The sequence below is a fragment of the Gordonia rhizosphera NBRC 16068 genome, from assembly GCF_000298195.1.
In the GTDB taxonomy this organism is placed as follows: Bacteria; Actinomycetota; Actinomycetes; order Mycobacteriales; family Mycobacteriaceae; genus Gordonia; species Gordonia rhizosphera.
In genome coordinates this window covers 33,969-48,686 of the sequence record NZ_BAHC01000126.1, presented here as the reverse complement: position 1 = coordinate 48,686, position 14,718 = coordinate 33,969, and the positions used below count along the sequence as shown (strand labels likewise).

15 protein-coding genes are annotated in these 14,718 nt (G+C 64.0%); 14 read left to right on the top strand and 1 reads right to left on the bottom strand.

Annotated features, from left to right (window positions below; all coding sequences use genetic code 11):
• Positions 1-33: 33 nt before the first annotated feature.
• The 14 genes from GORHZ_RS16060 to GORHZ_RS15995 all read left to right on the top strand — a co-directional run bounded on the left by GORHZ_RS16060 (position 34) and on the right by GORHZ_RS15995 (position 13,529).
• Positions 34-531, top strand: coding sequence for a nuclear transport factor 2 family protein (locus GORHZ_RS16060; RefSeq protein WP_006334648.1), 498 nt, complete (start codon positions 34-36; stop codon positions 529-531).
• 14 nt (positions 532-545) lie between these two features.
• Positions 546-2,516, top strand: a complete 1,971-nt coding sequence (locus tag GORHZ_RS16055; RefSeq protein ID WP_006334647.1) for an oxidoreductase — start codon at positions 546-548, stop codon at positions 2,514-2,516.
• Between the two features lie 55 nt (positions 2,517-2,571).
• Positions 2,572-3,411 (top strand): mycofactocin-coupled SDR family oxidoreductase, encoded by an 840-nt coding sequence (locus tag GORHZ_RS16050; RefSeq protein ID WP_006334646.1) that lies wholly within the window; start codon positions 2,572-2,574, stop codon positions 3,409-3,411.
• A complete protein-coding gene (locus GORHZ_RS16045) occupies positions 3,408-5,009 on the top strand; it encodes a sugar ABC transporter ATP-binding protein (RefSeq protein ID WP_169330675.1) in 1,602 nt (533 codons plus the stop codon). The genes GORHZ_RS16050 and GORHZ_RS16045 overlap by 4 nt, the downstream gene beginning before the upstream one ends.
• Positions 5,006-6,046, top strand: coding sequence for an ABC transporter permease (locus tag GORHZ_RS16040; RefSeq protein ID WP_006334642.1), 1,041 nt, complete (start codon positions 5,006-5,008; stop codon positions 6,044-6,046). Before GORHZ_RS16045 ends, GORHZ_RS16040 begins: the two co-directional genes overlap by 4 nt.
• 91 nt (positions 6,047-6,137) lie before the next feature.
• Positions 6,138-7,265: a sugar ABC transporter substrate-binding protein gene (locus tag GORHZ_RS16035; protein ID WP_006334640.1), complete on the top strand. Its 1,128-nt coding sequence runs from the start codon at positions 6,138-6,140 to the stop codon at positions 7,263-7,265.
• 17 nt (positions 7,266-7,282) lie between these two features.
• On the top strand, positions 7,283-8,125 hold the full coding sequence (locus tag GORHZ_RS16030; protein WP_006334638.1) for a mycofactocin-coupled SDR family oxidoreductase: 843 nt from the start codon (positions 7,283-7,285) through the stop codon (positions 8,123-8,125).
• 58 nt (positions 8,126-8,183) lie between these two features.
• Entirely contained in the window at positions 8,184-8,684 is a 501-nt protein-coding gene (locus GORHZ_RS16025) for a PPOX class F420-dependent oxidoreductase (protein ID WP_006334636.1), read from the top strand.
• Positions 8,684-9,199, top strand: coding sequence for a nuclear transport factor 2 family protein (locus GORHZ_RS16020; protein WP_006334634.1), 516 nt, complete (start codon positions 8,684-8,686; stop codon positions 9,197-9,199). Before GORHZ_RS16025 ends, GORHZ_RS16020 begins: the two co-directional genes overlap by 1 nt.
• Positions 9,200-9,239: 40 nt before the next feature.
• Positions 9,240-9,671, top strand: coding sequence for a nuclear transport factor 2 family protein (locus GORHZ_RS16015; protein WP_006334632.1), 432 nt, complete (start codon positions 9,240-9,242; stop codon positions 9,669-9,671).
• Positions 9,672-9,732: 61 nt separating this feature from the next.
• Positions 9,733-10,698, top strand: a complete 966-nt coding sequence (locus tag GORHZ_RS16010) for an AraC-like ligand-binding domain-containing protein (RefSeq protein WP_006334631.1) — start codon at positions 9,733-9,735, stop codon at positions 10,696-10,698.
• Positions 10,699-10,845: 147 nt separating this feature from the next.
• A complete protein-coding gene (locus GORHZ_RS16005; protein ID WP_006334629.1) occupies positions 10,846-11,190 on the top strand; it encodes an EthD family reductase in 345 nt (114 codons plus the stop codon).
• Between the two features lies 1 nt (position 11,191).
• Positions 11,192-12,658: a purine-cytosine permease family protein gene (locus tag GORHZ_RS16000; protein WP_006334627.1), complete on the top strand. Its 1,467-nt coding sequence runs from the start codon at positions 11,192-11,194 to the stop codon at positions 12,656-12,658.
• Positions 12,648-13,529, top strand: a complete 882-nt coding sequence (locus tag GORHZ_RS15995) for an arginase family protein (protein ID WP_006334625.1) — start codon at positions 12,648-12,650, stop codon at positions 13,527-13,529. Before GORHZ_RS16000 ends, GORHZ_RS15995 begins: the two co-directional genes overlap by 11 nt.
• Positions 13,530-13,582: 53 nt before the next feature.
• Here GORHZ_RS15995 and solA read toward each other — a convergent pair whose 3' ends face one another.
• Positions 13,583-14,704 carry an N-methyl-L-tryptophan oxidase gene (solA, locus tag GORHZ_RS15990; protein ID WP_006334623.1) on the bottom strand — a complete coding sequence of 374 codons (1,122 nt, stop codon included), beginning with the start codon at positions 14,702-14,704 and terminating at the stop codon, positions 13,583-13,585.
• Between the last annotated feature and the right edge of the window lie 14 nt (positions 14,705-14,718).

Genomic DNA, 14,718 nt, shown 5'->3' with positions numbered 1-14,718 from the left:
TACACGATCTCCACTCAGAAAGGTGATGACGAAATGACACAGGCGGTTGACACCCCGGCGTGGGGTCGGCGGAACGGCTTCATCGATGTGGGTACTTCAGCGTCCGGGTTGTCCGACCGTGAGGTGTCCGATCGGCTCGTGATCCTCGATGTCGTCAATCGCTACGGATGGAGCTACGACGAACGCGACCTCGATTCGTTGGAGCGCACATTCACCGCGGACGCGGTCTTCGACGGATCGGTGGCGGGATCGGTGGACGTCGGACCCTATGAGGGGCGCGAGGCGATCATCGAATGGCTCAAGGGACACATGGCAGCCCAGCAGGAACAACGGCGTCACACAATCCTGAATCCGATCTTCGTCTCACAGACGGAATCGACCGCGACCGTCAACTGCTACCTGGTGCTGACGGCAGTTGCCGACGGCGTGGCTCGTTTGGTCACGACCGGCTTCTACAGGTTCGATCTCGTGAACGACGACGGCGCGTGGTCGGTCCGTCACGTGTTCGGCGGCTTCGACGCCGCGTTCTGAGCGAGGCAACGACGATGACTCCCACCAAGCTAGAACCGCTCTTCGAGCCCTTCTCCATCCGGAACTTGACCCTCAAGAACCGGTTGGTGCAAACGTCGATGTACAGCTGGTACGCCACCTCCGAGGGTGAGGTCTCCGACCGGCACATGGCGTACATGGTCCGACGCGCCCGCGGTGGCGCCGGGCTGATCATGGTCGAGAACACCTGCATCGATTGGGCAACCGGCCGAGGGTCGGGGATGCCGATCCGGATCGACGAGGATCGGTTCATTCCCGGACTCAATGATCTGGCAAACGCGCTGCATCGTGAAGGTGCCAAGATCGGCGTCCAGCTCTACCATGCCGGCCGCCAAAGCGATGCCCGTGCGAGGTTGGTCAAGGCCGGGATCGCAACCGACGAGCCCGCCCCGCTGTCGGCCTCGGATGTCACGTCGACGGCGATCGGCGATCAGCCCAGGCCGATGCTTGTCTCGGAAATCGATGACATGGTCGAGAAGTTCGCCGCGGCCGCCTTGCGTGCGGTGAACGCCGGGATCGATGTGATCGAGGTCCACGCGGTGCACGGCTACCTGCTCACCCAGTTCTTCTCCCCACAGACAAACCATCGAGACGACGAGTACGGCGGAAGTCTCGAGAACCGGGCGAGATTCCTGCGGCGGGTCGTGCGCAGGGTGCGTGAGGTCGTCGGACCGGACTATCCCCTCATCTGCCGGTTCAGTGCCGACGAGCGGGTCCCCGGCGGCGCATCGATCGAGGACAACCTGCAGCTGGCACGCTGGCTGGCCGAGGACGGAATCGACGTCTTCAATGTCTCCGCAGGCACGTACGAAGCGCGCCAATGGATCTACGTGCCCGCCGGTGTTGAGCCCGGCGTCCTCGTGCCGCTGGCCACCGCGGTACGTGAGGCGACCGGCAAGCCGGTCATCGGAATCAGCCGCCTCGGAATGGACCTTCCGAAAGCAGCCGAGTTCGTCGCGTCCGGTGCGATCGATCTCGTCGGCATGGGGCGCAGCCAACTCGCCGACCCCGACACGGTCGCCAAGAACCGTGCGGGCCGGGCCGACGACGTCCGACCGTGCATTGCGTGCGCGGAGTGCGCCCGTGAGTTCATCGCCAAGCAGAAGCGTATGCAGTGCGTCGTGAATCCTGAACTGGGCTATGAGTTTCGGGGCACTATGCGGCCGGCGCCGGTGTCTCAGCGCATCGTTGTCATTGGGGCAGGGCCGGCCGGCATGGAGGCAGCGCGGTCGGCGGCGATCCGCGGGCACGACGTCGTGCTGGTCGAGGCCGAACCCGAGATCGGCGGTCAGCTCCGCCACTCGTTGCTCCCCAGGTTCCATCGGCAGGAGATGACCTCGCTGCTCAACTGGTGGAAGCGCGAGCTGGACCGGTTGAAGGTCGAGATCCGCGTGGGTACGCGCGTGCGTGCGGAGATGCTCAACGATTTCGCCGCCGATCAGATCATGGTGGCCTCGGGTGCGCTCTGGCAGCCGCCGGCACATCTGGTCGAGCTGCTCGGTGACCGCCCGACCTCGCATGACGTTCTCCTTGACGTCGCGGCATTCGCCGGGTCGGCAGTCGTCATCGGAGGAACCGAGGCCGGTCTCAATGCCGCGTTGGCTCTGGCCGAGGCGGGGACCGAGACCACCCTCGTCGATGATGCAACGATCGGGCCCGAGATCAGTGATCTGATGCGCAACGAAATGCTGCATCAGGCTCGTGAGGCCGGAGTCCGGATCATCGAGAACGCGGCTGTGGTCTCGGCCGGCCGTGAGGGTGCACGATCGGTGCTCGGTCTACGTACTGCTGACACCGGCGATATCACCGTCACCGTCGATCACGCGATCGTGTCGCTGAAGCCGACATCAGCGGTCTCAGAATGGAATGCGGAGCAGGATCTTCGTTTCCTGGGGACCGTCGCGACACCGGCAGGCCGCCTGTATCAGGCGACCCAGGACGGATTCTGGGCGACCGCCGAGTACTGAGAAGCACCAGCTGACAACACAACCCTCTCCCCTTTGATTCAGGAGTAACCACGACATGGGAACACTCGACGGCAAGGTCGCACTCATCACCGGCGGCGGACGTGGCCAGGGCCGTTCACACGCCGTCACTCTCGCCCGGCACGGGGCGTCTGTGGCGATCTGCGACATCGACATGCAGTACCCGACGATTCCGTACGACATGACCCAGGATCGCGATCTGGACACCACTGTCGCACTCGTGAAGGAGGCGGGGCGCGAGTGCTTCGCCGAGACCGCGGACGTGCGGGATCCGGAGCAGGTCAACAGGTTCGTCGCCGCGACGATCGAGCGTTTCGGTCGCATCGACATCTTGTCCGCCAACGCCGGGGTGTGGGCGCCGGCGCTGCTCACCGAAACATCAGATGATCTCTGGCGCGACACGATCGACACCAACCTCGGCGGCGTCTTCCATGCCATTCGGGCGGTGGCACCACACATGATCGAACAACGGGGCGGGCGGATCGTCGCGACCTCGTCGATGTGCGGACGTCGCGGCACACCCAACCTTGGTGCCTACACCGCCAGCAAGTGGGGCGTCATCGGGCTTGTCAAGAGTGCGGCCATCGAACTGGGCGAGTACGGCATCACCGTCAACGCGATCTGCCCGTCGTACGTTGATACTCCGATGATCAACTTCGACGGGTACAACCGGATGTTCCGGCCGGATCTGTCGGACCCGACGCGAGAGACGTCGGACGAGGTGGTGAAAACGACCCAGCACACCCTGCCCGTCGGATCGTTCGCTCCCCAGCACATCTCCGATGCGCTGCTGTATCTCGTGTCCGACGGCGCCCAGATGATCAGCGGCACGGCTCTCGACGTGACCGCAGGAATGAGTACGCAATGGAGCGCATGAGGACAAGCCCGTCGAGTTCTGCTGTGTCCCCGGCCTTGTCGGTGCACAACCTGTCCAAGACGTTCGCCGGCCAGCGGGCACTCGACGACGTGACATTCGATCTGCACCGCGGCAAGATCACCGCACTATTGGGGATGAACGGCTCGGGTAAATCGACGCTGATCAAGATCCTGGCGGGCGTGTACCAACCGGACCCGGGCGCCACGATCGAGGTTTCCGGCGACAGCCTTGCGCTGCCCGTCAGCCCTGGCGCCGCCCACCGCGCGGGACTGCGATTCCTTCATCAGGACGTGGGTCTCGTCGACGCCCTCACGATCGCCGACAACTTCGCCTTCGTCGATCGATTCCGCCGCAACGCATTCGGTCGGATCAACCGCAAAGCGCAGTACCGGCATGTCAGTCGGACCCTCGAGCACTTCGGCATCGACGAGCGACCAGATCGTCTCGTCTCCGAACTCGATCCGACCACGAGGACGATGATCGGGATAGCGCGAGCATTCCAGGACGAAGAGGAGGCCGGTGAGGCCGCGTTTGCCCGCAACATCCTGATCCTCGACGAGCCGACGGCGTCGCTGCCGGCCGGTGAGGTCGACCGCGTGCTCGACATCCTCCGGACCCTCCGCTCTCACGGTGGAACGGCGATCTATGTCAGCCACCGGATCGACGAGGTTCGCCAGATCGCGGACCGCATGGTCATTCTCCGCGACGGGAAGTTGGTCGACGACAAGGACCTGGGTGCGCTGACCGAGAGCCAGATCGTCGACGACATCGTGGGCCAGAAGCTGGAAAAGGTGCAACTGCGGGGTGCCGCCGAACGCGAAGGCGACATCGTGCTGAAGGTGCGCGGATTGCGCGGCCCGAGACTGGCCGGACTCGATCTCGATCTGCGGTCCGGAGAGGTTCTGGGCATCGCCGGCCTGGTCGGATGCGGACGCAGCGAAATGGTCCGCATCCTCGCCGGCGCCCAGCGACGCAGTGCAGGTGTTGTCGAGGTCGGCGGCCGAGAACACTCCGCTGCCGACCCGGCCTCGGCCATCACGGCCGGTGTGGCCTGCGTTCCGCAGAACCGGCGGGTTGACGGTTGTGTGCTTCCCATGACCGTGGGTGAGAACCTGACTCTCGGTCGCCTGCGTGAGTTCACCAATCGAGCGGCCACGGTGCGATCGGGGACCGAACTCGCCGACAGCCTGGCCAAGGTGGCTGCCTACAACATCAAGCCCCCCTCATTGTCAAAACCGATCGCGACACTGTCCGGCGGCAATCAGCAGAAGGTGGTCGTCGCCCGCGCCGCCAGCCACCGGCCGGCCGTGCTCCTTCTGGATGAGCCGACTCAGGGAGTCGATGCACTCGCCAAGCAAGAGATATGGAATCTCGTTCGGCAACTGGCAGATTCCGGAACCGGGGTCATCCTCGCATCGACCGATTTCAGCGAACTCGAGACCCTGGCCGATCGTGTGATCGTGCTGGATCGGGGGCGTCAGGTCGCCGAGGTCACCGGTGACGACATCAACGAGTCGCAGCTGGCGGCTCTCTCAAGCAGCGGGTCTTCGCCCGCACCATCAACACCCGAACACGCAGGATTGAAGGCCCCGGCATGACCAAGACATCCGACGTCATCCACAAACCAGACGTCACCGACGAGCCCACCACGCACCCCGAAGGCGTCAAACAAGTGCGCCCCTCGCGACTGCACAATCTCGCCAGCAACTATGGAGTGGTCGGATTCCTCCTGCTGATGATTCTGGTGTTCGCGATCGCGATTCCGGATACATTCCCCACACCAGACAACTTCCGGGGAATTCTGGGCGATCAGTCCATCCCTGCCATCCTCGCGCTGGCCGCTCTCTTGCCGCTGGCTGCAGGCGAATTCGACCTGTCGCTGGGCGCCACGCTCGGGTTCTCCGCGATCGTCGCGATCTCGCTCTCCAACGCCGGCTTGCCGGTGCCCGTCGTCGTCCTGGCGACGCTCCTCGCAGGTCTGATGATCGGTGCCATCAACGCGCTGCTCGTCGTGAAGCTGGGTGTCAACGCATTCATCGCCACCCTCGCGACGGCGACGGTGCTGGCAGGTTTGAACTTGCTGATCACCAACGGTTCACTACTGACAGTGGAGTCGGATTCCTACGTGAAGATCACGGCAACAACAGTTCTCGGCGTGCAGGTTGTCTTCGCGTTCGCTGCGTGCACCGCCCTGGTCCTGTGGTACGTGCTGGAGAAGAGTCCGTACGGCCGATACTTGCGGGCCACCGGCATGGGCCGCGACGCCGCACGGCTCAGTGGTATCCGGACCAACCGCTACCTCGCGAGCGCGTTCATCGTCGCGGGCGTGATGGCCGCCTTTGCGGGCTTCCTCTTCTCCTCGAGGTCCGGATCGGTTCCGCCGACTCTCGGTCCCGAGTTCTTGCTACCCGCCTACGCCGCAGCCTTCCTCGGAGCCACCACCATCAGACCCGGGTACTTCAACGTGTGGGGAACGATCGTCGGTGTACTGCTCCTCGCGGTCGGAAGTAACGGGCTCACCCTCTTGGGTGCCGAGACCTGGGTCACCAACGTGTTCAACGGCGTGGCACTCATGATCGCAGTGAGCCTTTCGGTTCAGGTTGCGCGACGCCGCGACCGTGCCCAGCGGACGTGACCTGTTCGGCCCCAACGCTTGACGCTCCTCCCTCATCCCTCCGGTCGGGACTCGTGTCCCCGCCTGCCCCCTCACGAGAAAGTCCGAGTCAGTGAACAAGAAAACCCGCGCGATCGCTGCGATCGCCATACCGATCGCCATTGCGCTCTTCGGAACAGCCTGCGGCGGTGCAGACTCCGCGAACACTGCATCCGATGCAGATATTCAGGCCGGTATCACCACGGCCCAGGCCGTCCTCGCCGACGGTTCAAAGAACGTCACCGAGGTCAACGCACCGTCCACATCTCCAGCCATCGAGAAGAACAAGTTCGTCGTCACGATTCCGTGCTCCTATGCGGCAGAGGGCTGCAAGCGCTCCGTCGACGGTTTCGCGGACGCCGCGAAACAGGTGGGCTGGCGAACGCAAAACATCGACCCGGCTGGTGATCCCGAGAAGATGCGGCAGGCGATACAAACCGCGACAAGGCTGCATGCCGATGGCATCCTGCTCGCCGCGACGCCGCCCTCGTCGGTGCGCACCGCCGTGGACCAGGCCAAAGCCGCCGGAATCAAGGTGATCAACAGCCTCGAACCCCCCAACGATCTGTTCGACGCCAACGCGACAACCGACCATCTCGCCGCGGGCCGCGTTTCTGCTGCGTACACGACTGTCGCCTCGAATGGCCGAGCCAAGATCATCGCGGTCAATGACCCGGAGTTTCAGTCGGTGTCGGACTGGTACAAGGGATTCACCGACGGTCTCAAAGAGTTCTGCCCAGGCTGCCAGGTCGTCAAGGAGATCGAGTTCCAGATCGCCAACCTGCAGACACAGCTCCCCACCCAGTTCCAGGCCGCGCTGCAGGCCAATCCCGACGCGGACTTCGTCTGGTCGGCCTACGACCCCGTCGCGGCCGCGATTGCGCCGGTGATCGAGCGGAGCCCATCTGCAGGCAAGATCACCATCGTCTCGAACAATGGCGATTCCTTCGCATTGTCCGATATCAAGGCCGGAGACAAGCCGCTGTCGGCAACCGTCGCCTATCCCATCGAGTGGCAGTCGTATGTGGCGCTCGATCAGATGAATCGGCTCTTCGCCGGGCAGCCGGTGGAGAACACCGTGAACGTGCCGATCAAGCTGATGACCAAAGACGACATCACAACCATCCCGTGGAACGGTGATGTCGACTGGAAGTCTGCCTACCTCGACCTCTGGCACGTCAACGGCGCGTCCTCACAGTAAGGGATTCGGAACACACCATGAACAGATTCAACGGCAAGACCGTTTTCGTCACCGGCGTCGCCCGTGGGCAGGGCCGCAACCATGCGATCAGGTTCGCGGAGGAGGGTGCCCGGGTCATCGGAGTAGATCTCGCGGGGCCCGTCAGCACGACCCACTATCCGGGCGCGACTGGAGATGACCTCGAGGAAACCGGTCGCCTTCTGGAGAAGACCGGCGCCGAGTATCGCTTGCACGCCTGCGATGTCCGTGATCTGAAAGGTCTGGAAAGGGCGGTGGCGGACGGCCTGGTGGCATTCGGCGGGATCGACATCGTCCTCCCCACCGCCGGCATCACATCGCTCGGCGCGACGTGGGAACTCAGTGAGGAACAATGGGACGAGATGGTCGCGATCAATCTCTCGGGCGTGTGGCGCACGCTGCGGGCGACGCTCCCCGCCATGGTCGAGCGCGGCGCCGGTGGTTCGATTGTCCTCACCGGCTCGATCGCAGGAATCATCGGGATGCCATACCTCGCGCACTACGCCGCGACGAAGCACGGAGTCAATGGGCTGGTGAAGTCTATGGCCAATGAGCTCGCGCCGCATCGTATCAGGGTGAACAGCGTCAACCCGTCGAATGTTGCGACCCCGATGATCCTCAATGACGCGACGTACCAGCATTTCCGGCCGGACGTGCCGGGAGCCACCCAGGAGGACGCGATTCCCGCCTTCTCCTCGTACAACCTGCTCGACGTTCCGTGGGTGGAGAGCGACGACGTCTCCAATGCCGTGCTGTGGCTGTGCTCGGACGAAGCCCGATTCCTCACCGGCGTGATGCTGCCGGTCGACACCGGAACGGTGGTCAAGTGGCCGGGAGCATGATGCGCGCAACCGGCAACATGGCGTCAGGGCATCGACAGATTCAGAAGGTGAGTCAGGCATGGAAATAGGCAAGGTCATCGCTCCCGGCACCGAGAACGGACTCCAGATCGGCGACCGGGAGGAGGGCGGGATCCTCGATCTGCCCGAGTCGCATCTGGCACTGCTGCGAGGGCCGGTCACCGGAGTCATGTCGACCGTGAACCGAAGTGGCACTGTACAGCTCACACCGGTGTGGGTCATGGACGATGGGAACAACATCCTGGTCAACTCGGTCCGCGGCAGATTGAAGGATCGCAACATCCGCGAACGTCCTCAGGTGACCGTGATGCTCGTCAATCCAGAGAATCCGTTTCAGTGGATGAGCATTCAGGGTGAGGTGGTCGAGATCGTGGACGAGGACGATCCAGATCGCGGATACCTCGCAACCGATATGATCAACGAGGCATCGAAGCTGTACATGGAGACCGATGTCTATCCGGTGCGCGACCCGCGTGGCGAGGTGCGAAGCCTGTATTTCATTCGGCCAGACCGCGTGATGGCGATGGGTGAGGGTGCCTGATGACTGCCGACGGAGCGCTGGAGGTCATCGCGGACTGCTCGCCGGCGTGGGCGGCGCGCGCCGGGCACGTGGAACCTGTGGGGGCGCAACAGATTCCGGAGGACGCAGCGGAACTGGCGAACCGGTACGCGCTGATCGACACCGTTCAGCGATATGCGTACGCCTACGATGAACGGTCGCTGTCTGCGTTGCGCGAACTGTTCACCGAGTCCGTGGTCTTTTCCTACACGGTCAGTGGTGGGCCGATCGGCGAAGTTCACGGGCGGGATGCCGTCATCGGCTGGCTCGACGAGATCATGGCATCGCAAGCCGACCAGCGGCGCCACATCGTGTCGAACATCGTCACCCAACACCTCGGGCCTGAGTCCGCGACCGTCGTCGCCTACCTGGCCCTGTTCTCGGTCGCTGCCACGGCGCAGCTGGTGACCACCGGTTTCTACCGTTTCGAGCTGGTGCGCCGGGATGATCGATGGAGAATCTCGGCCGTACTCGATGGACTCGACCGACCGTTCTGAACGTGAATTCGCCAGATAGCCAGAGTTGTTAGGAATTGTCATGTCTTCGCTTGCCGCATTGTCTATCGACGACCGCGCAGAAATAGTCCAACTCGTCGGCGACTACGGATACCACCACGACGAGCGGGACTTCGGTCGACTCGGCGAACTGTTCACCGACGATGCGCTGTACACGATGGTGATCGCGGGCGGAGATACGATCGGGCCCCGACAGGGGCGGGACGCGATCGTGGCACAGATATCCGAGTTCAAGTCGCGCCAATCCGACATCCGGCGCCATGTGATCACGAATATCACTGTCACCATAGTCAACAGTGACGCGGCCAACGTTCGGTCCTACGTGTCGGTTCTGGCGACAACGCCGGAACGCACCGAGGTGGTCACGGCCGGCGTCTACCACGATCGTGTCGTACGACAGGGCGGCCGTTGGTTGATCGCCGAGAAACTGCTCCGGCTCGACCGGTCGTTCTGACCACCGGTCGGGATGCCGCGGAAACCGGCCGATCGGGCCGACTGCTCGTAGGATCGAGTGGATGAGTTCGTTCCGTTTCACCGATTCGGAACAGTGGGAGCAGTTCGTCAGTGACAGTTTCTACCCGCTGGCGTTGACGGCTGCTCAGCCGGACTTCTGGGCGCGCACCCGCCTTGCGGAGATGAGCCGTGGCATTCGCGTCGCGGAGATCGAGACAGCGTCCTCGGGACTGCGGCGCACGCCGCGACTCGTCGCGTCATCACCCTCGGACGATCTCCTGTTTCTGGTGCAGGTGTCCGGCCACGCGCTGATCGAGCAGGGCGGGCGCACGCTGGAACTGACTGCCGGACAGGCCACGTACTGTGATCCGACAGTCCCGTATTCGATCGTGGAGACCCACGGGCATCAGATCGTCACGATGGTCCCGCGCTACGAAGTGCTGTCGCCGGGGTCCGGATCGGCGGAAATACGGCTGCGCGCTCTCGACCTGTCGCTCGCTCCGGTCAGGGTATTTCGGCTGCTGGCCGAGGAAGTAGCGACGAATCCGGGTTCGGGCCACGAACGCGAAGGGACCGGCGTCGCCAACGCCGCCGCGGAACTGTTGCGCAGCATAGCCGTTCTCGCGTCGACCGCGGTCGTGGACACCCGGCCGTGGTCGCACGATACGCAGCTCCGGGCGGTGAAGGACTACATGCTGTCGCGTCTCTCGGACCCGACGGTGACGATGGAGCGAATTGCGGCCGCCAACGGAATATCCGTCCGCCAGCTCAGCGCGATCTTCGGACCCGGAGACAGTCCCGCGGCATTCCTGCGTCGTGAGCGGTTACGGCGGGCGTCTGCCGATCTGCGAGACCCGCGTTTTCTCGGCGTCCCTGTCGCACAAATCGCCGCACGCTGGGGCTACCTGGATCCGTCTACATTCGGCCGGGCCTTTCGCCGCGAATTCGATACGACGCCCTCGATGGTGAGAGAACAGCTCACGGTGGCGCTCCGCGAGCCCGGCGGGAGCTCCGACAGCGTCGACTGACCCGCCGCCACCACCTGACACGTCGATTTCGGCATCGGGCTCGGCAGTTCGGGCACGCGACTCCCGCAAACGCATGCAACCGGGTCTCATGGATTCACCAGGCAACGTGGCCCCGTGACCCATCTACCCCGAGAGGTTCGAACCTCAATGCACGTGCTGACATTCTTGACACGCCGGATTCCCGGCATGTCTGCGGACGAGTTCCGTGACCACTACCAGACGACACACTTCGAACTCGCGATGCGCATGCCCGGTCTGGTCTCGTATCGGCAGACGATCCTCTGTCACGGTACCGGAGCCTGGGCGGCCGCCGACGACGGGTTCCCGGAGTATGACGCTCTCTCGACCTACACGTTCGAATCGGCGGAAGCGGTCACGTCGGCTTTCGCCTCGGATGCGGGGATCGCGCTGGACGCCGACACCCGAACCTTCATGGACTGGGACTCCATCGTCTCGATCGAATCGGAACTGATTGCGCACGGTGAGGCCTGACATGAGCACGACACAGAGCGGCATCGAAGCACACTCGTTCGACCACATCCCCGAATCCGAGCGTTCCGGAACCGTCGGCGGCCAGTTCAAGTTCTGGTTCATGGTCAACGCAACCCTCATCACCGCATACACCGGCGCGGTCGGATCGCTCTTCGGTCTGGGCCTGCCCGCATCTCTGGTGGCCATCGTCCTCGGAACTGCCTTCGGCACCTTGTTCCAGGCATTTCACGGAGCGCAGGGCCCTCATATGGGGTTGCCGCAGATGATCCAGAGTCGCGTCCAGTTCGGATCGCGAGGGGCCGTGGTCCCGATCGCAGTGGCTGCAATCGTGCCCATCGGTTTCTCGGTCTTCTATTTGCAGACCGGAGCAGAAGCGGCAAAGTCCCTCGTACCGGTCTCGGTGAACCCGATCGTCGTCGTGCTGGGCGCCGCGGCGGGTGTTCTCGCCATCGTCGGGTACCACTGGATCGTCCGGGCGGAGGGCATCATCGCCTACGTCATGGTCATCAACCTGGTGGCGCTGACCGTGGCGGCGCTCACCACGCTGCCCGTGGGGCACCTGTTGAGCAACACCGCCGTCACGGCAACCGGCTTCCTCGCCCAATTCGGTGCCGCCGCCGGCTACCAGATCGCCATCGCGCCGATCGTCTCCGACTACACACGATATCTCCCGCACGACACCGGCACCCGGGCGGTCTCGGCCGCGGTCTTCATTGGCACGTCGGTCTCCGCGATATGGATCGAATCCCTCGGCGCGCTTGTGTCCCTGAGCTTTCCGGATCTCGACGTGATCTCCGGCATCCGTCAACTCGGAGATGACGCGGGATTCGCACTCGGTACCCTGACCATGGTCGTGGCGGCGATCGTCTGCCTCGTCACCGCGGCGATCAGCCTGTACAGCGGAAGTGTGTCCTTTCTCAGCGGGGTCGAATCGTTCCGCCCGATCCGATCGAGCCGAAGCCTCCGCATCCGCACCCTGATCGCGATCACCGCGGCCGTGGTCATCACCGGCCTGCTCCTGCCGTCCGACATGCTGACGACCTTCTCGGTGTTCCTATCGCTCTTGGGATATCTGCTCATCCCGTGGACGGCGGTCAACCTGACCGACTACTACTTCGTGCGCAAGGGTCTGTACTCGATCACCGACATCCTCAAGACCGACGGCGGCATCTACGGACGATGGGGCCGACGTGGTCTCGCCGCCTACCTGGTGGGCTTCATCGCGATGATCCCGTTCTTCAGCACGAGCCTGTACACCGGCCCGGCGGCCCACGCGTTGGGCGGTGCAGACGTGGCCTTTGTCGTCGGCCTGGCGGTGTCGAGCATCTGGTATGTGGTGTCGATGCGTTCCGTCGACCTCGACGCCGAGGCGGCTGCGGTCGAGGCCGCTCCGCTGCACACCGCCACGATCGTCACCAAACCCCGACCTGCAGAACTCATCACCGAAGGAGCTTCTTATGACTCTTGATTCGAACGCCACGCTCCGCCTCGTCTGGCCGCAATGGCAGGGCGCCGGCCACGACGTCGTCGCGTCGCTGACCCCCGGCATCCCGCTCGACCAGGCCCGCCGCGGTTATGCAACCGGAGCGGCGGTCCTCGAGTGCGTACTCCCGGCAGCCGACGGACCAACCGATTATGTGCCGGTGTCGATGAACGAGTCGGGGCTCGCACTGGTCGACGGAATCGAGGCACGGGAAGCAGTGATCACCCAGCTGCGGGACGCGTTAGAGGTGATCGGCAAGCACTCGCCGGCAAAGATTCTCACGATCGGCGGCGAATGCTCGGTCAGTGTGGCCCCGTTCTCGGCGCTCGCATCACGATACGAGGGCGATCTCGCGATCATCTGGATCGATTCGCACCCTGATGTCGGTACGCCGGACAGCTCCTATCCCGGCTACCACGCGATGGCGGTCAGCACCTTGCTGGGCAAGGGAGACAGCGAGATCCAGAGCATGCTTCCGGCGACGGTGTCGGCCGAACATGTGGCACTCGTCGGGTTGCACTCATGGACCGACGATGACTTCCCGCATGTCGAGGAGTGGGGTATCTCGGCGTTCTCGCCCGATGATCTGCGCTCCTCGACGTCGTCGCTGCTGCAGTGGATCGCCGACACCGGCTGTAGTCGGGTGGCGATTCATCTCGATGTCGACGTCGTCGACAGCGACGAGGCCGTATTCGGCCTCGGTATGGAACCCGGAGGACTGACGACCGAGCAGGTGCGTCGCATCGTCGGCGACATCAGCGCCGCGACGGAGGTTGTGGCGCTGACGGTTGCGGAGTACATCCCACGGCAGGTTCTGGCGATGCAGCGATTCGTCGACGGGTTTCCGCTGCTCTAGACCCACCCCGACGTGGTATGGGTCTAGAGCAGCAATGTCCTCGAGCACTCCCGCTACCGGTGCTGCGCCCCCAACGCGAACCCGGCGTCGTGCAGGTCGTTGGGTTTGCCCGTGACGAGATCGGCCGCCAGTTCGCCGTACACCGGTGCGAACTTGAACCCGCGTCCGGAGAGTGCGGTCAGCAGGAGGATTCCCGTGTCGTCGTCGAGGTCGATCAACGGAAGCCCGCTCGGTGTGCACAGTTCGTGGTGCATCGAGTGGCGGACCGGCTCCGGGTTGAGGTCGGGGATGAAGTCGGCGGCCCACCCGCCGATCTTCTGCAGATCCTCGCGGCTGAAGTCTGGGACCTGATCGGGGGATGGGATGGCCGGCCACAGCGGTTCGGTAGCGACCTTGATGCTGTAGGAGTCGTGGCTGGGAGTGCCGTACAGGTGCACACCGTCCTCGTCGCGGATGAACACCGGGAACCGGTCGGGGCCGAAGAGTTCCGGGTGGCGGGGCATGAACCACGTCAGCGACAGCGGGATGATCGACAGGAATCCCTTGAGGTCGGGACGCAGCCTCAGTGTCCACGACCCGGTCGCCACCACCACCTTGTCGCAGGTGATGCTCAGGTCCGGGGTGATGATCTTCAGGCGGCCGCCGTCCTCGTCGAAGTCGATCGCTTCGGTGTTCGTGAGCACCTGGGCGCCACAGGCTTTCGCGGCCTCGACGGCGGCGAGAACACTCGCCTCGGGGAACAGGCTCCCGGCGCGGTGGTCGAGCACGGCGACGGTGTTGTCGTCGACGCGGTGCTGCGGGTAACGCGCCCGGAGCGCTGCGGCGTCGAGGACCTCGTGGGGGAGACCGAACTGTTCGGCGGATTCGATCGACTTGAGCAGGCTACCCGAGCCTGAGTCGCCGATCTGCAACGCACCGCACTCGTCATAGAGGTGGCGCCCGGACTCCTTCTCCAATTCGAACCACAGTTCGCGCGCCCGGGCGAGCATCGGCACGAATCGCGGCCCCTCGTGCACCGCGGACCGGAACAGCCGTGAGTCACCCGCATAGGAACCGCGGGTGTGGCCGATTCCGAACTGCTCGAGCCCGACGGCCCGCAGGCCACGTTTCGCCAACTGCCACAGGGCCATTGACCCGGTGGAACCCAGTCCGATGACGACAACATCTGCATCCATCGTGGATGTCCTTT